This window comes from Sporosarcina soli (assembly GCF_042655805.1).
Taxonomy (GTDB): Bacteria; Bacillota; Bacilli; order Bacillales_A; family Planococcaceae; genus Sporosarcina; species Sporosarcina soli.
In genome coordinates this window covers 62,145-81,380 of record NZ_JBHSNO010000009.1, presented here as the reverse complement: position 1 = coordinate 81,380, position 19,236 = coordinate 62,145, and the positions used below count along the sequence as shown (strand labels likewise).

The 19,236-nt window shown below is 40.8% G+C and carries 16 protein-coding genes and 1 CRISPR repeat array (1 of these 17 cut by a window edge); all 16 genes read right to left on the bottom strand.

Features of this window, described 5'->3' with window-relative positions:
• A CRISPR array of direct repeats spans nucleotides 1-1,514; the repeat unit is 32 nt; unit sequence ATTTCAATCCACGCACTCATATAGAGTGCGAC; it reaches 2,631 nt to the left of the window's first position.
• Nucleotides 1,515-1,681: 167 nt separating this feature from the next.
• Complete coding sequence (gene cas2 / locus ACFPRA_RS18000) at nucleotides 1,682-1,972, bottom strand: CRISPR-associated endonuclease Cas2 (RefSeq protein ID WP_381437888.1); 291 nt, start codon at nucleotides 1,970-1,972, stop codon at nucleotides 1,682-1,684.
• Nucleotides 1,973-1,982: 10 nt separating this feature from the next.
• Entirely contained in the window at nucleotides 1,983-3,014 is a 1,032-nt protein-coding gene (cas1c, locus tag ACFPRA_RS17995) for a type I-C CRISPR-associated endonuclease Cas1c (protein ID WP_381437784.1), read from the bottom strand.
• Nucleotides 3,011-3,670 (bottom strand): CRISPR-associated protein Cas4, encoded by a 660-nt coding sequence (gene cas4 / locus ACFPRA_RS17990; protein WP_381437782.1) that lies wholly within the window; start codon nucleotides 3,668-3,670, stop codon nucleotides 3,011-3,013. The genes cas1c and cas4 overlap by 4 nt, the downstream gene beginning before the upstream one ends.
• Nucleotides 3,657-4,535 carry a type I-C CRISPR-associated protein Cas7/Csd2 gene (gene cas7c / locus ACFPRA_RS17985; protein WP_381437780.1) on the bottom strand — a complete coding sequence of 293 codons (879 nt, stop codon included), beginning with the start codon at nucleotides 4,533-4,535 and terminating at the stop codon, nucleotides 3,657-3,659. Before cas7c ends, cas4 begins: the two co-directional genes overlap by 14 nt.
• Nucleotides 4,522-6,480, bottom strand: a complete 1,959-nt coding sequence (gene cas8c, locus ACFPRA_RS17980; protein ID WP_381437778.1) for a type I-C CRISPR-associated protein Cas8c/Csd1 — start codon at nucleotides 6,478-6,480, stop codon at nucleotides 4,522-4,524. The genes cas7c and cas8c overlap by 14 nt, the downstream gene beginning before the upstream one ends.
• Nucleotides 6,477-7,205: a type I-C CRISPR-associated protein Cas5c gene (cas5c, locus tag ACFPRA_RS17975; protein ID WP_381437776.1), complete on the bottom strand. Its 729-nt coding sequence runs from the start codon at nucleotides 7,203-7,205 to the stop codon at nucleotides 6,477-6,479. Before cas5c ends, cas8c begins: the two co-directional genes overlap by 4 nt.
• 14 nt (nucleotides 7,206-7,219) lie before the next feature.
• The gene (gene cas3 / locus ACFPRA_RS17970; RefSeq protein WP_381437774.1) at nucleotides 7,220-9,661 is read right to left on the bottom strand and encodes a CRISPR-associated helicase Cas3'; all 2,442 of its coding nucleotides are present in this window, start codon (nucleotides 9,659-9,661) and stop codon (nucleotides 7,220-7,222) included.
• Between the two features lie 152 nt (nucleotides 9,662-9,813).
• Nucleotides 9,814-10,095 (bottom strand): hypothetical protein, encoded by a 282-nt coding sequence (locus tag ACFPRA_RS17965; protein WP_381437772.1) that lies wholly within the window; start codon nucleotides 10,093-10,095, stop codon nucleotides 9,814-9,816.
• Nucleotides 10,096-10,468: 373 nt separating this feature from the next.
• A complete protein-coding gene (locus ACFPRA_RS17960; RefSeq protein ID WP_381437770.1) occupies nucleotides 10,469-11,194 on the bottom strand; it encodes a MerR family transcriptional regulator in 726 nt (241 codons plus the stop codon).
• A 92-nt stretch (nucleotides 11,195-11,286) separates the two neighbouring features.
• A complete protein-coding gene (locus ACFPRA_RS17955) occupies nucleotides 11,287-11,661 on the bottom strand; it encodes a YhfM domain-containing protein (RefSeq protein WP_381437768.1) in 375 nt (124 codons plus the stop codon).
• A gap of 60 nt (nucleotides 11,662-11,721) precedes the next feature.
• Nucleotides 11,722-12,525: a hypothetical protein gene (locus tag ACFPRA_RS17950; protein WP_381437766.1), complete on the bottom strand. Its 804-nt coding sequence runs from the start codon at nucleotides 12,523-12,525 to the stop codon at nucleotides 11,722-11,724.
• 107 nt (nucleotides 12,526-12,632) lie between these two features.
• The gene (locus ACFPRA_RS17945) at nucleotides 12,633-13,052 is read right to left on the bottom strand and encodes a GyrI-like domain-containing protein (RefSeq protein ID WP_381437764.1); all 420 of its coding nucleotides are present in this window, start codon (nucleotides 13,050-13,052) and stop codon (nucleotides 12,633-12,635) included.
• 85 nt (nucleotides 13,053-13,137) lie between these two features.
• Nucleotides 13,138-14,568, bottom strand: coding sequence for a carbon starvation CstA family protein (locus tag ACFPRA_RS17940; protein ID WP_381437762.1), 1,431 nt, complete (start codon nucleotides 14,566-14,568; stop codon nucleotides 13,138-13,140).
• 145 nt (nucleotides 14,569-14,713) lie between these two features.
• Nucleotides 14,714-15,442: a LytR/AlgR family response regulator transcription factor gene (locus ACFPRA_RS17935; protein WP_381437760.1), complete on the bottom strand. Its 729-nt coding sequence runs from the start codon at nucleotides 15,440-15,442 to the stop codon at nucleotides 14,714-14,716.
• A complete protein-coding gene (locus ACFPRA_RS17930) occupies nucleotides 15,421-17,181 on the bottom strand; it encodes a LytS/YhcK type 5TM receptor domain-containing protein (protein WP_381437758.1) in 1,761 nt (586 codons plus the stop codon). The genes ACFPRA_RS17935 and ACFPRA_RS17930 overlap by 22 nt, the downstream gene beginning before the upstream one ends.
• Before the next feature lie 455 nt (nucleotides 17,182-17,636).
• Nucleotides 17,637-19,064, bottom strand: coding sequence for a carbon starvation CstA family protein (locus ACFPRA_RS17925; RefSeq protein ID WP_381437756.1), 1,428 nt, complete (start codon nucleotides 19,062-19,064; stop codon nucleotides 17,637-17,639).
• Between the last annotated feature and the right edge of the window lie 172 nt (nucleotides 19,065-19,236).

Sequence of the window (19,236 nt, the reverse complement as noted above, 5' to 3'; positions counted from 1 at the left end):
AGCTACTTTGAGCAGAAACGAATTTCAATCCACGCACTCATATAGAGTGCGACTCGATGCCTGTATTGACTCCCAAACGTAAATTAGATTTCAATCCACGCACTCATATAGAGTGCGACAAATTGCCCTTACATTAATTGAGCAACTTACTGCTATTTCAATCCACGCACTCATATAGAGTGCGACACATCGTTCTTAAATCACTGACGACTTTTACAGAATTTCAATCCACGCACTCATATAGAGTGCGACCGACGAAGGCTGGTTGTATGAACCCAAATTCAACGATTTCAATCCACGCACTCATATAGAGTGCGACGAAGTAGCCGATAACAACTCAAGGTTAGTATTGAATTTCAATCCACGCACTCATATAGAGTGCGACGATTCCATTATGCCACCACCTATCGTTTAGCCAATATTTCAATCCACGCACTCATATAGAGTGCGACTAGAATCAATTTCCGGAAATTCATAGTAAGTAAACATTTCAATCCACGCACTCATATAGAGTGCGACTGTGGTCTGGTCAAATGCCGCACGGTAACGAGATATTTCAATCCACGCACTCATATAGAGTGCGACCTAAACGCTTCGGTCGGCGATCAATAACCTGATGAATTTCAATCCACGCACTCATATAGAGTGCGACGGAATCGAATATCATTTATTTCGCTATGTCCATTATATTTCAATCCACGCACTCATATAGAGTGCGACAAAAGCCGCGAAGAAGAAATCGAAAACCTGAAAAAAATTTCAATCCACGCACTCATATAGAGTGCGACGCTGTCGTTTCCGCATGAAATCATTATCGAAAACATTTCAATCCACGCACTCATATAGAGTGCGACGATGTCCGCTGGGCGAATAAATTCATCGAAGCGATTTCAATCCACGCACTCATATAGAGTGCGACCCGTAGCCGTTCCCCTCGTTCCGTGTTGACCAGGTATTTCAATCCACGCACTCATATAGAGTGCGACATGACATCGACAATGATTTTGCCGAGTTTATCCATATTTCAATCCACGCACTCATATAGAGTGCGACTTTTTCTTTTATGGTGTCCCAATTCTTATAAATGAATTTCAATCCACGCACTCATATAGAGTGCGACACCATCTGCACTGTTAATTGTTCCTTTCAAGTATTTCAATCCACGCACTCATATAGAGTGCGACAATCACCTTTCGTGACGATTGCACCGGCAGAACCAATTTCAATCCACGCACTCATATAGAGTGCGACTCAAGAGAAAAATAATGCTTTGAACGGTAATAAAATTTCAATCCACGCACTCATATAGAGTGCGACTGGATACTTGTTTAACTAAATGGTCCGATTGCTATTTCAATCCACGCACTCATATAGAGTGCGACTATATTTGATGATGATGATTGGTTTTCCTTCAAGATTTCAATCCACGCACTCATATAGAGTGCGACTCGCAATTGCGCGCTGAATGGGGTTTCGTTTAAAATTTCAATCCACGCACTCATATAGAGTGCGACTGCGAAAAAGTCCTATAAAAACGAGTATTCAGCTAATTTACTGTAAAAATAGATTGTTTTAATACTTTTCCCAAAACCAAAATTCCAATAATATACAAAAACCAACTATTTTTCATCTATTTTTGGTGCGAATCCCCCGGGGTTTTCATGTGAGCTTCAGGTTCGCACTAAAAAATTAGCGGGCCTTCTACGTCCAAACTTTGTTTTGCACCAATATGTTTCACTTTATATTTGTGATTATTTCCTAGTTTATAAAATCTAAGGCTGTCCACTGCCGGATCAATTAATTCTTCTAACTCTATTTCCAAACTTTTTAATTGAGCTGCGTCAACAATACATTCGAAAACTGAGTTTTGTACGCGTACGCCAAAGTCTTCACATTTTTTTGCAACCCTTCTTAGTCTCTTCTTACCTCCATCGGATATTGTACTGACATCATACGTAATTAATACTAAGATCGTAGATCACCTACTTCCATAAAAACACCGGGTATGCATCAAGATCTCCCCTAAGATAACGGGCCAGCAACATCGCTTGTGCATGTGGAACGAGCCCCCATGAAATTTTTTCTTTTAAAAATGGATGTGTAATTTGCTCTTCTTTTTTCTTTTGCCATAGTTGTAAGATTTCTTTGCGTGCTTCATCTTTCATGATTACTGCGCCACTTTCCTTTTTCAAAAAGTCAGAGGCTTGTACCTGCTTTTTATTAATCAATGCCAAAACAAACCGGTCTGCATAGACACCGCGTAACTCCTCCATCATGTCAAGGGCAAGAGACATTCGTCCCGGGCGATCTCGATGTAAAAATCCAACATATGCATCCAAGCCCACCGTTTCTAAAGCAGCACCCACATCGGAAGCTAGCAACGTATAGACAAATGACAAAAGTGCATTCACATTATCTAACGGAGGTCTTCGGTTTCTTCCCTTAAAGTAGAAATCCTCTTTTTGCTGCAAAATCATATCATCCATTATTGAGAAATAAGCACTTGCTGCATTTCCCTCTACTCCCCGTAATACCTCTAAATCATCCGTTATCATCAGCTGGTTGATCGATTCTGTTAAATACGCCGATTTGCTTTTGAATTTTTCTACATCGATTCGTAAAGCATGATCCCTAGTCATTCTTTCTAACGTCCATTTTGCATTGTAAATCTTTCCGACTAGGAAATGTCTTGCGATTTTTGCACTTTCTTTCTCATCATCCGAAATTCGATATTGAGTCTTTCTTAGCACAACATTACCCCTAGACGGTCCAATTACCCTCGCTCGAAATCGACCGCTACTGGTTAAAAAAGTGATTGCGATATCACGTTCTACACATGCAGCCATTAGAGCCGGGCTAGCCCCTTGACGCCCATACGTACAAATTGCCTCCAAATTATGTAGGGGTACCCGACCAATCGCTTCTTCATCTTTGATAATCGCAACATTTTCACCTTTTAACGCAAGATAAGCGTCTGGCATTGTGATGTATAACGTATTTAATAACTTTCTCATTCTGCCAACATCCTTTTCATATAAGTAGCCACGGACTCTTTCGTCATTAACTCTGGCAAGCAAATATGGCGCAGCGAACAGCTTTGGCAATGCTTTCCCGTTTTCACTCGAGGTGTATGTCGCCTACGATAATAATCATGCATCCGTTTAGCCGTTTCCCGCACTTGTATTTTTAGATCTTCCGTAATCTCCACTTCGACTCGACGGCGGATTTCATGATAAAAAAGATCGCCGCGTGAAACCGTGCAATATAGCATATCCTCCAAGCAAATCGCTTGTGCCGCAAGCTGCAAAATATCGGACTGGTCTTTTTTCGGCTTTCCTCTTTTATATTCAACTGGAACAGGCAAGTACGTGCCTTCTTCATTTTGCAAAGGAACACCATTTTCATCCTTATGGAATTCAACGACGTCACAAACGCCCGTCAAGCCCAATTTAGAAGAATGGATCGGTAGTCCACGTACATACAAAATATCTTTTCGTTTTTCTCTAACGAAAGGGTCATCCGCTTTTTCATGCAAATGACTCCCTTCAATTGTTAAAACATTTTCTTCCCATTCTTGTTCGATGTGGATTAGCGCCCATTGTCTTTCACAAAATTGAAAGTGCTGGATGCCTGACAGCATGAGAAATTCTGAAGCATCATAGTCCGTCATATTCTTTCACCGGCAGACCCTCAAGCTCGTCTATCGTAATAGTATAGTCTTCTATCGATTTTGGTAGTTTATTGTTATCCTTTAATTCGACTTTAACTGAGCGATGTACTTTTGCCGAAGAATATTGACCTAATTTTGAATTATGCTCCCACCAATACACTTTATTGACCTCCATACTGCCGTCCGGTCTTGCGGATGAAGCATCATTTGCGAATAAAGTAATCAGCGCTTGCTTTAACTTTTCCGCATCCTCTTCCGAAAAGCCAGTTCTTTCTGCTAATTGCGGATTGATGCTTCCACAGAAGACATATACACCAAAATCGACGCGGTGCTTCATCCCCATTGTGTCTGATGTTTTTTTACTAGGGTCCTTTTCATTTGTTGTAGAGTTGACGCTTTTGGTAATTTGCATGCTAGTAATGTCAACTGGGTTAACACTTGTTGCTGTATGGATGGAAACTGGTCCCCGTACACCAACAGACACATCCGTCCCCTTAAATGCGAAAACTTGTCCAAAGGCTCGCACATCATACCAAGCTTTGCTTGCAAGCGTTTCTACCAACTCTTCTTTATTCGGCTCCTTATTTTTCTTCTCAAAGTACGGGGCAATCTCCTCATTCCCTTGGACTCGATCAGCAATACTGCGATAGCCATCTGTGCGATTTTCATCGGATTGCACTAAAATAGCTTCGCCTTCATCTTGTAAACGATTGCGCAATTTACGTTTAATCGCAACATCAGATACTTCTCCATATCCCTCATAATCTTGCCTCGGACGGTTTCCATTAAGTGGGTCACCATTCGGATTTGCTTTATCCACCGTAAATACAACAGCAAAGTCAATTTTAGTTTTAATTGGCGTCATTCGTATTCTCCTCTTTCTGGTCATTTTTAGTGTACAAAGCCTGTATTTGGCTACTATAGCCAAGTAAAAATTTCGGTCCTAAAGCATTGTTATTCATATCGCTTTCTTGTATACTCGCTTCAATTTCACGAATTAACTTATTGTAATAACCTACTTTTTCTCCTTGCCGAACTTGATAAGGATGTAGCTGTCGTCGAATTGTCAACCATGTACGGGCAGGATGTTGTGAAAACGCGTTAAAGTAGCGCATTGCATTTGTCGCACGTTTTTCATCCCGACGATTTAATTCATTGCGCTCCAATACTTCAGCAACGCCAAGTAATTGACCAAATAGAATGTCACGATCATATTCACGTTTTTTGTTGTCATGGTCTAGTACCATATCGATTTCCTCCTTCTCGTATTGTTTGTTAATTAATGCACAAGCAATATTTAACGTCCGTTGCCACTCTCCTATTGGATTCGATAAATCTTTATTAAAACTCATTGGATTTTTAACTCTGTTGAAAATTGCCCTGACGATATCTTTCGGAATAGCCGCTCCATCAACAATACAAGGAAGTAAACGAGTATATAGTTCTTTTTTGACCTTCTCATCTGCTCTTTCCCCATAAATGGATTCAACAATATGATAAGTTGATGGTGTTCCAGGATAATTAACAACTTTTTTATCTACAGTATTAAAATAATTTTGATACCATTTACACGTATCATGCCAATGCGTTAATTTCTTTAAAAATAACGCGCTATCCAACTCCTGATAATAAACAATCGCCAATCTACCAGTCGTTGCCGCATCTACTGCCATCACCACAATATTCTTAATACCTTCAAGTTCAAAGTTATGCTTTTTCCCTTGGAACGCCTGCTGTACTTGTTCAGCAATAACAAGATCTATATCCTCTTGTTTCATTTGCACTGTTTCAGTTCCCCAATATGCTGCAAGTAAATCTGTCGTCCCATCAAACGGTTGAATATCCGCAGGCTTTTCAACACCAAATGTGATGAAATTTCGTGTATCTGAACGATACCCCTGTCGTTGAATCAGCCACCTTAGCGCATTATGCGCTTTTTGCGAAACATCATATCCAATTTGGACAGCTTGACTTGGTGTATCGAACCGACCACGGTATGTAAAACCTTTGGCGTCATTCGAAGAAATTAACTTCGACATATCGCCCGCATTGCGTAAACGTGAACCATGCCGCTCTGTTAAAGGCATCGTTTCTCCAGTTATATAGCAATAACCCAATTCTGACGTTTCGTTCATTTTATTCTCTAAGTATTGTTGAAAGGTTTCAAACAACGTTTTATCTTCCCAAATAACGACATCGTCTGGTGTTTCAGGTAAAATAGTAAAACGGACTAACGCTTCACTACTTTGACCAGTGACTACTTTATAGATTTCCGGTTTTTCGATACCATATTTCTTATCATCTTGTGCTGTCCATTTTTCAATTAACTTGTTATTTTCATCTACAAATAACACTTTCTCTTTAACCAAGTCTTCAATTAATGTACCTTGTTTCACATAGTTATAAATCAATGTTACTTTGGGATGAACATACTCACTTGTTGCCCAATCCTTCATTTGTTTAATATATTCCGAGAAATTCTCCGATCGCTTCTCTTCTCCACCATATTTCAAATAGTCTCCGGCAACGTAGAAAATTTTATCGTGTAAGAAATGAGCGGCAACTTTTGAACCGGATCGATTGGCTGAATCAAGCGTTGCAGGGACAATCGTTCTGGCTTTCTCCTTAGGCACTACGGTCGCATTGAAGAAATTTCCCTCTCGATCTAGCAATACTTCAATTTGTGCACTTTGCGTAACATGCGATACCGGCAATAGTGTAAAACGTTGCCCTTCTCCACGTGTTTTGAATTCGCCTACTTGATCCACATTATTTTCATAGACGTCATACAAATGCCTCATCCAACTCATCGTTCCACCTCCTCCGGAAACATTTCAAGGTACTCCTCTTCTACAGACTTCAAGTTTTCCCCCAGTATGAATTGTTTCTGCTCTTGCTTCTTAACCGGGCGAATGATTGGGCACTCTTCTGGACGTTTAAATTTAATAAAACCGTCTTTCATAGTCGGAACCCAAATTCTAGCTTCTAACTCATTTCTCCCAGTCTCGTCTGGATAATTAAATCCATGAAACATTGGACCAAAACTAATTTCACCATACCTATCGTAATCACTAGTACCACTACCAAACTCACAAGCCTCCACATACCCTTGGCAATCTCGACTTCCAAGGAAAATATCACGACGTCCACCACGTTTGACAGAGCGTTTTGCGATATTGTGATGTTTGTGCTCGTTACGATCATAAGCAAGGTCTTCACGATTCTCATTAAACTCAAAGTACGCACGCACCTGATACGAGGGATTTCTCAAGTACGTATAATAAGCAAGCTCATTAGACGCATCATGATACTTTGTCGGGCGCACTCCTTTCATTTCCGTCTGAATCGCATTCATTACCCGAATCTCATCGATATACCAAATGAGAGTCGGCTTCCAATAGATCGATTCAACAATCCCCTTTAACGCTTGATATGTCGGGATTTGATACGTGAACTTTTCTCCTCCAATTTTAGTAACTGGATCCGTGAAAAGACCATATTTTCCGTGAACGATAAATTCAATTTGGTTTCGCATATTTTCTCACCTCCTTAAAATAATAGTTGGGACAATCCGCCTTCCCCTTTCATCTCCAAACCGTATTCATCATGATAACCGCTGTCTTTCAAGGCATAGATTGAATCATTATAAAGCGACACGATTAGCCCTTCACTTGCAAGAGCTTGTAATGTATGCCGATAGACATTCACACTATATTGCTGCGCTTTTTTCAGATAGTCATTGAGCTTATCGTAGTCACGTATATCTTCATTTAAGTTGTTAATCAATTCTTTTCCCTCTCCGTATGGCACTAATATTGCTGTCGTCGGGGCTTCAATTACTTCAAAATGAGATTCTAATGTCTTGTACATCGAGCTCATAAATGTTTTGGGATGATCTCTAGGAATTACATCCAAATACTTTCGACTGCGATCCAATAATTCAATAAGCCCAACATCAAGATTCTTATCCGTCATTTTAATCTCTCGTTCCGCTTTTTTGAGATAGAAGTCAAAATACGTTTGAATTGCTGCTGGACTCAACAGGTCCTCCGCTAATTCACCTCGACTAAGAACATCCTCTTCCGTCACCTTTTGCCCAAGCTCAATTTCAGGTAATCTTGATAACTCTTCATCTTTGGCTCGAATAATATAAACTTTTCCTTTTTCATGCTCACCGTGACGATTACAACGCCCCGCAGCTTGGGCAATTGAATCGAGTCCAGCAAGTGAACGAATCACACATTCGAAACTGATGTCCACGCCTGCCTCTATCAGTTGAGTGCTGACACAAATCACTTTTTCATTAGGTAATTTGAGTTTCTTCCTTACTTCTTCTAATATATCTTTTCGATGTTGTGGACACATCGACGTGCTTAAATGATAAACCGTGTAGCCCGGTATCTCTTTCAACTGCTGATATGCATTTAAAACGGCTTTCTTTGTATTTAAAATAATAAGTACAGATTCTTTATCTTCCATTTCTTCCATTGTGAAATCGCAAATTTGTTCAGCTGTCCATCCTTCATTTTCCACTTTACTTTCAATGGATACCCGCTCGAATGCTTTCACGACATCCGGTAACTCCTTAACGATTTCCTTACTTCCATCCATTAACAGTGGATAGGCTGTTTTTGTAAGTGATGGTTGAGTTGCTGTACAAAGGATAATACTACTCCCTCCAAAATGATGTAAAAAATTCACGGCACTATTGAATAAAGGAAGATGCTTAATGGGTGCCGACTGGACTTCGTCAAAAACAATGACTGCATTCGTGAGATTATGTAACCTACGCGCTTTACGGGTCCCTTTCGCATAAAATGTATCTAAGAATTGGACCATTGTCGTAAAAATAATAGGGTGATCCCAATTGTCCCGCGCAAGTTGCATCTTTTTCTGTGCCTCTTGTCGATAATAATCAGGCTCGTCCTCACTCGCGACATCATCAATCACATTCGCATGATGTTCTAAGACCTTATTTTTATTGTTAATAATCTCTCGAACAGCATCTGCATTCTGCTCTAATATCGTTGTGAATGGCACCACATAAATAATTCGGTCTTTTTCTTTTAATTTGGCGTGCTTTAACGCATAACGTAAACTCGCATACGTTTTTCCACCACCTGTTGGAATGGACAATTGATAGATAAATGAAGGAAATTCCGCAGTTTTATCGCACTGTTCCGACATCTCTGTGCGTAGTTTATTAATTGGCTTTGATGCATCTAAATCACTTTCCCATTTTCGGACCTGCTCCATCACATGCCCATAACTTTCTTCAAAAAAGTCTTGATTTGATTCATGCAAATCGGATGTATCTCCCTCGTCAAATCGACGAGAATCCGTCCGATCCGCATCAATCAAACAGCTAAAAATATACTTCATCGCAAGACTGTTAAAAATAAACGGAGAGGTCTTTTCATCTTTACTTCTATTCGGATAATTTTGCAACAGCTGCCGCAAATGTGTAGAAAATGATTGCATTTCTTTTACGGAGGCCTGATACAGTTCTTCCACCCTTTCTTCATTACCACGGATGCTTAAAAATTCTGTACATACTTCTTCGTAATAGGGAAGGTCTTCTCTGCATACTCTCCTAAAAAAATCAGATTGGCTTCCATCAGGTTGCATAAAATTTTGTAGGCCGGAGTGATGGGACAAAATAACCATACCTATCATTTCAATAACAAGGTTACTCATCATATCAGCTTGGGTTTTAGGCGACTCTGCATAATATCTTTCATATAAATACTTCGCACCTGCTGTCGAATGATCTATTCTCTCTAAAGGTTCTCCAGTTTCCTTGACAGCGTTGTCAATATACGTGCTAAAGGCCTTCGCATTTTTCCCCGCATCATGTAAAAATCCAGCCAGTTCTGCCATTGCTGCAAAACCGGCCTTTTTCCCGTATTCTTTTGCAAGGGATGCTACTGATTCTAGATGTTCTTGCACGGTTTGAATTTTGAGATCAGACTTTCTCATATGAGCAATCATCGATACATCCTCCTTCAAAATGACTACAATACTATGTTACCAAATAAAACTTCCTAATTCATCCAATAGTCGGAATAAATTTGGAAGTTTGGGTATAAGAGTCATTCAACTATAGTATTTTAGATTCATTCTAAGTAATATTTGCCGAAATCCTAAAAATCACTTTTAATTTTTAATAAAGATATGATAGTACTTTTTAATATTTCAATTTCTTTCTCAAGTTCCAATACTTCTTTTTGCAAATCTTGCATGTCGTCGTACACAGATTCTTTACAACAAATTGAAGCTAAGTTATTGTTAACATTCTCCTGATATTTTTCAAACCTAATATGAATTTTTTCTTTAGGGAAATGTAACCTTCTCATTAATTTTACAATTAGCTTTCCAATTACAATAATTAATTCTACTACATATACTTTCATTTCTTCTCTCATAGCTCCCCACCTCCTTTTTCTCATCCTTTATTTAACATATGCTAACCCTTCTCAATTTTTTCTAGATACTTGAGGAAGTTTACTTCTAAATTTATTATTTACTGCCTTTAAAAAACAAAAATACCCTCTTTACTGTTAGCAGTAAAGAGGGCGATCTTACTCAACTTCTTCAAGTATCTATTTTCAATCCACGCACTCTGATAGAGTACGACAAAAAAGTTTTACACACCACCTTCTATCTAAACTATAGATCTCTGTTTATACTATTCTAAAAAAATTTCCAATATACATGACATAACGAAAGTTATAATTTACATCTATATTATTCAAGAATAAAAAACAATAGGTTGAATAATGTTTAATAAGTCTTCAATCACTTTCCTTTATTCGCATACACCCCCATCCCCTCACACATAAACCTCGCAAGCCCCTCCCCAAACTGATCAATATTCTTCGTAAACCGCTCATCTTCCACATACATCCGCCCAAGCCCGGCAAATGCCTCCAAAGAATAATCACCTATCTTATTCAAAAACTCAAACCATTCTTCAATGCCCGTTTGCGCCTCATCCGAAGCCGGATCAAGATGTCTTAAACTCGCCAAGTTAAAGTAAATAAGGTTCATCTCTTCCCCTATTTCCGGTCCAAACTGCGCCGCCTTTTTATTCGCCTTGTCAACTGCCTTATCACCCCAGCGATCCCTCGCCTCTTTTTCATATGGATTATGGCTAAAATCGAACCCTTTAAATTTCTCTTCGTTCGTCATCATGATCTCTCCTTTTTCATGTTGAATGGTCTTCTCAATTGTCTCGATGACCCGATCCAGCCTCTCGCGCTCTTCAATCAGCATTCTGCGTTGCATTTCCAATGCTTCTTGACGGTCAAATGAAGGACTATCCAACAATTCTTTGATTTTCTTTAAAGAGAAGCCGAGTTCACGAAAGAACAATATTTGTTGCAAAGTTGCCAAATTATCATCAGAATAAAGTCTATACCCGGCTTCTGTCGTATCATCCGGCGTGAGCAATCCGATGTCATCATAATGATGGAGTGTGCGCACACTGACACCGGTTAGCTGTGCTACTTCTTTCACTTTCATCGTTCGTGGCCTCCCTTCAAAAACAACTATAGAGCATGACGTAACGTAAGGGTCAACATGAAAAAGAAGATATTTATACTCTTTTCCACTGGTTATTGATTCAACAACTCATATATCATTTTTACCGAACTTTTTGATAGCGTGTAGATCGTATGCGTATCATTTGTATTCATAATCGTTCCATGTTCTTCACTCATCCATAGAAAGTAGGCCTCGTCTCCAAATTCCACTCTATAATCCGGATCTGCCATATCAACGATACCTGGTACTCTTTCAGCGCTATGGAATGCCTCCGCAAAAGTAGTCTCAACTTTAGTATCTGTAAAGGTAATCAATGAATTTTTGCGAATTTCCGCAAAGCTTTTCATCTCGTAAACACTTACTTTTTCATCCTCCATACTTGCCCCTGCCGAACATCCACTCATGAAAAGAACGCCCATGATCAGTCCTAAAAACAACTTCCTCATTCAAAACACCTCCGTTAACTAATTAGTCCCCTCCAATCAAATTAAGTTTCATAATTGTTCTTACTTCAACCACAAAAAGAAAATCATCGCATACGCCAGTTTTTCATCGTCCGAAATATGTATGCCCAACTGCATATGTTCATGATGCGCTGTGCTTTGGAATGCCGGTTTCATCGCATGTGGAAAGACGCCAAAGCGGTATGACGCGGTCATTCTGCCTTCTTCATCTTTCACATCGATGTCGCCCGCCATGTTTTTGGCTTCTAGTTCCCGCCAGACTGAACCGTCTTCGTGATAGAGGACCCCACGATTTTTGAGCGCGGATTTGGGTAGGTGCTGAATATACGTACCGATTCGTGTTCCATCCGGTTTCATTAATGTGAGTTCGGACCGCTTCAAATTATCTTTGATGGTAAACGTTGCGATCAGTTGCCCATCCATATCGGAAATGGCGTAGTGCACGGGAATGATAAACCCTTTTTCAAACAGCTCAAAAAAAGTCAGCCACTTCGACACTTTGTCTGCAGATGGTTCTATTTTAAATACAGGTTCGCCATTGGCATCCACATTGTAAACCTTCGGCAAAAACGAAGGTACCCGCTGAAAAATCAATTCGTTTAGACTTTGCAAATTCACTCCGCTTTCCCTTGGACTACTTCTATCATTGCTCAGTTTTTCATACGCATTTTTGAAATAAAAGCCGGCGCCAATGGAAATCAATGCGAATATAACAGCGTACCCTAAAATATCGCCATTTGTTGCAAAGTCCTCATAGCCGAAGAAGTAAAAAAGGATTCCGAAAATCGCGGCACCGATGCCGCCGATAAAACTAACTTTCGATGTTTTCTTATAAATTTCTTTCATTTCCCTCTATTCCCTCCCTTTTCTCTATCGTGGGTGGTTCAGCAAATAATTGTCAACTTTTGACCAATAAAAAGAGACTCTGGCCAATGCCAAAATCTCTTCATTCCTTATTCAACCGGCACCCAAACCTCAATCGTATAACCTTCCGAGCCTTCCAGATGAATGTAGCGTTCAAAGCTAAAGCTGTTTCGCAGTTGGATGCCGTCTGTTTGCATCAATGCGTTAAATGCCATTGGAATTTCGTCAACGCCGCCCTCCACTTGTCCAACGATGAATTTCCCCGCAGGAACGACGGCTTCCTCCGTATGCAGAAACCCTTCTGCCAGTTCCGATTTGATGCCTGCGATGTAGTGGAATTCTTCCCCTTTCATCGTTAAGCAAAGCCCGAATGATTCTTCAGCTAGCACTTTCTGTTTCGCAATTTCCGCATTTAACAAATCCCACTTGCCCGGAATTTCCGAAACCGGTCCTTGCATGCCATATCCTTTTACGGTAAACGCTTCAACTTCTACGATACGTGTTTCCAAGCGCAACGCCTCCTTTCTTCCACTATAAACTTTACATGCATTCACCCACAAAAAAAGTGAACCCCGAAGAGTCCACTTTTTTCACTTATTCAACGATGACATCCGTCTCGATTTTGTCTCTTTTATTGTGCTTCGCTTTCACAAAGAATAGTACTGTCAAAATAGCGGTCAATACGATTCCGACAATGAAGGAAACGTTCAAGTCCAAATTGAATCCGATCTTTTGATTCAGGATATAGACGAAGACCATATAGCTAATGAAAAGCGCTGGGACTAGCGAGACAAAATAATTTTTCCCTTTGACATATAAATACATGGTTGCGATCCACAAGGCAATGGCCGCCGTTGCTTGGTTGGCCCAGGAGAAATATCTCCATAGAATATTGAAATCAATTTGCGTCAATAGGGCAGATACTACAAATAATGGAACAGCGATCATCAATCGTTTCGCAACTTTTTTCTGATCGATCTTCAAGTAATCTGCAATAATCGAACGTGCCGCACGGAATGCTGTATCCCCAGAAGTAATCGGAAGGACAATCGCACCTAATACTGCGATTGTACCGCCAATAGCACCCAATAACGTCATGGATACTTCATTGACAACTGCTGAAGGTGTAGCTGTCGCAATGAATTCGCTCAATGTTTGTCCATCCAACATACTCATCGCCGCAGCAGCCCAAATCATCGCAATCACCGCTTCGGCAATCATCATGCCGTAAAATACATAACGTCCTTGTGATTCTTTTTCCACCGTTCTGGAGATAATCGGCGATTGTGTGGCATGGAAACCGGATAAGGCTCCACATGTTATCGTAAAGAATAGAATTGGAATAATCGGTACGTTATCCGGATGTAAGTTCACCAATGTTAATTCCGGAATTGTATAATCCGAGAATAATAACGCCACGCCAACGCCCAGTGTTCCGATTAAAAGAACAGCACCGAAGTACGGATAAAGACGTCCGATGATCTTATCGATCGGAAGAATCGTAGATAGGAAATAGTAAATGAAAATAACCATAATCAGTATCCACAAAGCGATTTTCCCGTCTACTAATATACTTAATAAAGAGGCTGGTGTCGTCACAAATACCGTCCCGACCAACAGAAGGAGCAACAAGGCAAACAGATTGACAATATGCTTGGAAACCGTACCCAAGAACTTTCCAGCTAGTTCTGGAATATGTGCCCCCTTGTTTCGAATGGAAATCATACCCGTCAAATAGTCATGTACAGCCCCCGCAAAAATCGCGCCAAAAACAATCCACAAAAAGGCGACTGGACCAAAGAGTGCTCCCATAATCGGTCCGAAAATAGGACCTGTCCCTGCTATATTCAGTAGTTGAATCAGCGCATTTTTATGTTTGTTCATCGGCAAATAGTCTACACCGTCGGCATTTGCATAAGCCGGTGTTTTTCTGGAATCAGTCGTACCAAAAAGCTTTTCGATAAATTTTCCATACGTAAAATAACCGATTACTAACAGTAAAATCGAAATAAAAAACGTAACCATCCTAACACCCCTATTTCCCCCAAATTGCATGTATGCGTATACAGTCAGTTTAGGGGAAATGTTCTAAATAAGGGGATTTTCGTCGCAACATGTAAGATTAGAAGGTTAACAAGTCGATAGGCGGAATTAACATGCAGGCATCCCTTCATAATTCCAGCCGTTGCCGCAAATCCTTGACATAATTTCTGCTGACGGAAAGCTTTGTATCAAGTCCTTCCAGTTCAAGCTGATAAGCCCCATTAAACCAAGGCGTTAACCGGCTGACATACATTAAGTTGACGAGATAACCTTTATGGATCCGAAAAAAAGAAAAAGGTTCCAATCGACTTTCAAGCTCTTTTAATGTGGTTCGCACTTCATATTCTTGTGTATGGGTTATGATTTTGGTCACTTTCTCATCTCGATACATATATAATATTTCTTGTGGAAGGAGGTAATTGATTTCTCCGTCTGCTTCCACTGCCAATTTTCCAAGCATTCCAGACGAATCGACGGGCATAGCCGGAAAAAGGACTTTCTCAATTCTGTCAATAGTTTGCTTAAGCTGTTCCTCATCATAAGGCTTTACTAAGTAATCGACGGCATTGATCCGAAAAGCTTCAGCCGCAAATTGCGGATAGGCAGTGGCAAAAATGATCAGCGGCACTTTTTTGAGCTCGACCAATGATTTAGCTGCTTCTAACCCGTTCATTTTAGGCATCTCCACATCCAAGAACACCACATCGGGCTGTAATTGCAATGTTTTTAAAACGGCAGCTTCTCCGTTCTCCGCTTCTCCTACGAGTTGTATGCTCGAAAACTTCCCCAACAAATACGCTAATTCTTCACGGGCATAGCGCTCATCATCGACGATCAATGTCCTGACTGTTCGCATCGATCTCTCACCTCCATTTTAGGTATTCGGAAAGATAGGGTTGTCCCTTCGTTTCGTTCGCTAGTGATGGACAAAGCGGCTTGGTCTCCAAATGTCATCATTAGGCGACGATTGATGTTGTAAATGCCCATCCCGGTGCCGGTTTCGGAATCGACTTTCTCCGATCCGATCATCGCAATCCGTTCAGGTGAGATTCCTTTTCCGTTGTCCTCGATCCGGATTTCGATTTCCTGATCGACACTTTGGATGGATATTTTAATTATACAGCCATGCTCCATATCTCGAATTCCATGATGAATTGCATTTTCTACAAGCGGCTGTAAAGTAAAGGGAGGAATCTGTTCAGCCAATAATCGATCATCCACGTCGTACAGGATGGTCAGCCTATCGATGAATCGTGCTTCTATAATTTCCAAATAGGCTCTCACATGCGATAATTCCTGTTTTAGAGATATTTTCGAAACGGTTGTCCCTGTCACATTTTGCCGTAAAAAATAAGACAGGGAATTAAGCAATTTACGTGCCTGATCGGGATCCGTACGAATCAATGACACAATTATATTCATTGAATTAAATAGAAAGTGCGGATTGATTTGTGCTTGTAATGCTTTGATTTCGGCTTCCTTCGCCAATTGGTACGCATGATCCGTCTCCGCAATTTCAAGTTGGTTACTTAATAATGAACTTAACCCATCTATTAATTCCATAGTGACGTCTGTGATGACTTTTTCGGATGGATAATAGAGCTTTAACGTACCGACCGTTTCGCCGCGTTGAACAAGCGGTGCAATGACAGCCGCTCCCAATGGGCAGTCTGCATAATCACAATGGATGGTACCGTCATTTACGACAATAAGCTCTCCACGTTGAATGACTTCTTTCGTTTTCTCTGTTCTGATTGGACTATTGATTTGATGATGATCGCTGGCGATGCCGATATGCGCCAGTATATTTGTTTTATTTGTAATGGCAACCGCACTCGGCTCCAGTTCACGATAGAGGATCGTACAAACTGCTTGAGCCGTATCGTTGCTCATGCCCTTTCGTAAATAGCCCAGCGTCTGATTAGCGATACGCAATGTTTTTTGCGCCTGAAGAGCTGTCACTTTCTCTTGTTCATGCATAACGTTATGGACAATTAGCAGAAAAAGAGCCGTCCCCACACCATTGGCCAAAATCATCGGTATGCCAATCACTTCAACCAATGCAAATGCTTTGTCAAAGGGTTTGGAAAGCAGCAGAATGACACTCATTTGCATCGCCTCAGCCAATGCTCCGATGCCGAACACAGTCAGCGGCGTAAGGTCTTTTCGTTTCCGGTAAACAACGCCAGCCAGTATTCCTGCAACAATTGTAGAAAGGCCACAAGAAACTGCTGTAAACCCGCCCAAGGTCATGCGATGAATACCCGCGATCAATCCGGCGCCAATCCCTAAACGGTACCCTCCTAACAAACCTGCGACAACCACGCCAATCACCCTAGAATTGGCGATGGCTTCTTCCTTTGCCAATTCCATTTCTACACTATTGAAATGGAGAGTATTCGTATTAAACGCAACGCCAAAATACGTGCCAGCAATGCCAAAAAAACCGAAAAACAAGATCGCTATGAATTCCTGTTTTCGGCTCAGCTTAACGTGATGAACCATGTCTTTGAAAAAAGGAACACGCGTCAAAATGAAAGCGACTGCAATAATCAATCCGACCCTTTCCAACATCACGACCAGTAAATCGAGCAATGCAATCCCTCTTCCCGATATATCTATTTCCCCACTCTTTAACCTATAACAACAAATCAATACAGTATGGACTTCATTCTCACGATTGAATATGCTATTCAAAGCCTCTCCATTTTAACACTATACGTTTTACTACCGTAAGGATTCTAATCGTTTTTTCCAACTGACGCGAGGGAGAACTACTGTCACAATAAAAAAGTGAACCCCGAAGAGTCCACTTTTTTCTTTATATCAATCACGCCTCGGCGTGATTGCGTCCAGATTTTGAATTGCGCTTGCGCAATTAACTCCCTTCAAAATCTGTGACATCCGCCGGAGGCTTAACTTGAATCAGCAGGGAGTTTGGACTCCCTCTTATTGAAATGCATTCTGGCATTCATCCCGCCACTTATGGAAGTGTTGGACTTCTGTAGCTGACGCTTCGCTTTCAGTACAAAAAGATTTGCTGAATCAAGTTAAACACTAACATCAGTTTCGATTTTCGCTTGTTTATTACGTTTTGCCCTGACAAAGAACATGACAGCCAAAATAGCAGTTAGTACGAGTCCCACGATAAAAGCTACGTTCAAGTTCATATTGAACCCGATCTTCTGATTCAGAATATAGACAAATACCATATACGTAATAAACAACGCCGGGATTAATGAGACAAAATAATTTTTCCCTTTGACAAATAAATACATCGTCGCAATCCACAAGGCGATGGCCGCTGTTGCTTGATTGGCCCAAGAGAAGTATCTCCACAAAATATTAAAGTCCATTTGCGTTAACCATGCGGAGATGGCGAACAAAGGAAGCGCGATCACTAAACGCTTCACAATTTTTCTTTGATCCATCTTCAAGTAATCAGCAATGATCGAACGTGCCGCACGGAATGCCGTATCGCCGGATGTGATCGGCAGGACGATGGCACCCAATACCGCAATCGTTCCGCCAACTGCACCTAATAACGTCATGGATACATGTTCTACGACGGAAGAAGGCGTCCCCGTTGCGATGAATTCACTTAACGTTTGCCCATCCAGCATACTCATCGCCGCTGCAGCCCAAATCATCGCAATGATCGCTTCGGCAATCATCATGCCGTAAAACACATATCGACCTTCTGATTCTTTTTTTACTGTCCTCGAAATAATCGGGGATTGCGTCGCATGAAAACCGGATAGTGCTCCGCATGTAATCGTAAAGAATAGAATTGGGAAGATCGGCAAGTTATCCGGATGCATATTCGTGAGGGTCAATTCCGGAATTGTATAATCGGATAATAGTAAAGCCCCTCCTACACCTACTGTCCCAACTAACAACAGAGCTCCAAAATACGGGTAGAGTCTACCGATGATTTTATCAATCGGAAGTACGGTCGATAAGAAATAATAAATGAAAATAGCAAGGATTAAGATCCAAATTGCAACTTTCCCATTAAACACGATGCCCAATAATGCAGCCGGCGTCGTCACAAAGACGGTTCCTACTAACAATAAAAGCAGTAAAGCAAAGAGATTGACGATATGTTTCGACACATTCCCCAAAAATTTTCCAGCCAATTCAGGTATATGTGCGCCTCTATTCCGAATGGAGATCATTCCTGTTAAATAATCATGCACTGCTCCAGCAAAAATTGCCCCGAACACAATCCATAAAAACGCGACCGGGCCAAACAGAGCCCCCATGATTGGACCGAAAATTGGACCGGTTCCCGCAATATTCAAAAGCTGTATCAATGCGTTTTTTTGCTTGCCCATCGGCACATAATCTACACCGTCCGCATTCGCGTAAGCGGGCGTTTTGCGCGATTCAATCGGACCAAACAGCTTTTCGATGAATTTTCCATAAGTGAAATAAGCGGCAACTAACAAAACGATGGCGAGGAAAAACGTAATCATACGAACACCCCTATTCCGCTAGTATCGTTCCCGTACTTCAATCGTCACAAGCATCCTCTTCCAATCAGAAGTATGAATGACTTTACTGTTTGAAATCATCCTTTCACAATCCATTCGTATATCTTTAGTCTATGACAGATTTTTGAAAGTAGAAGTATGAAGAAGGAATCAT

Excerpts from the sequence above, each read along its gene's own strand:
- cas7c (WP_381437780.1), bottom strand. The coding sequence starts at position 4,535 with ATGACGCCAATTAAAACTAAAATTGACTTTGCTGTTGTATTTACGGTG.
- ACFPRA_RS17955 (WP_381437768.1), bottom strand. The coding sequence starts at position 11,661 with ATGAGGAAGTTGTTTTTAGGACTGATCATGGGCGTTCTTTTCATGAGT.
- cas8c (WP_381437778.1), bottom strand. The coding sequence starts at position 6,480 with ATGAGTTGGATGAGGCATTTGTATGACGTCTATGAAAATAATGTGGAT.
- ACFPRA_RS17960 (WP_381437770.1), bottom strand. The coding sequence starts at position 11,194 with ATGAAAGTGAAAGAAGTAGCACAGCTAACCGGTGTCAGTGTGCGCACA.
- ACFPRA_RS17965 (WP_381437772.1), bottom strand. The coding sequence starts at position 10,095 with ATGAGAGAAGAAATGAAAGTATATGTAGTAGAATTAATTATTGTAATT.
- ACFPRA_RS17925 (WP_381437756.1), bottom strand. The coding sequence starts at position 19,064 with ATGATTACGTTTTTCCTCGCCATCGTTTTGTTAGTTGCCGCTTATTTC.
- ACFPRA_RS17935 (WP_381437760.1), bottom strand. The coding sequence starts at position 15,442 with ATGCGAACAGTCAGGACATTGATCGTCGATGATGAGCGCTATGCCCGT.
- ACFPRA_RS17950 (WP_381437766.1), bottom strand. The coding sequence starts at position 12,525 with ATGAAAGAAATTTATAAGAAAACATCGAAAGTTAGTTTTATCGGCGGC.
- cas4 (WP_381437782.1), bottom strand. The coding sequence starts at position 3,670 with ATGACGGACTATGATGCTTCAGAATTTCTCATGCTGTCAGGCATCCAG.
- ACFPRA_RS17940 (WP_381437762.1), bottom strand. The coding sequence starts at position 14,568 with ATGGTTACGTTTTTTATTTCGATTTTACTGTTAGTAATCGGTTATTTT.
- cas1c (WP_381437784.1), bottom strand. The coding sequence starts at position 3,014 with ATGAGAAAGTTATTAAATACGTTATACATCACAATGCCAGACGCTTAT.
- cas3 (WP_381437774.1), bottom strand. The coding sequence starts at position 9,661 with ATGATTGCTCATATGAGAAAGTCTGATCTCAAAATTCAAACCGTGCAA.
- cas5c (WP_381437776.1), bottom strand. The coding sequence starts at position 7,205 with ATGCGAAACCAAATTGAATTTATCGTTCACGGAAAATATGGTCTTTTC.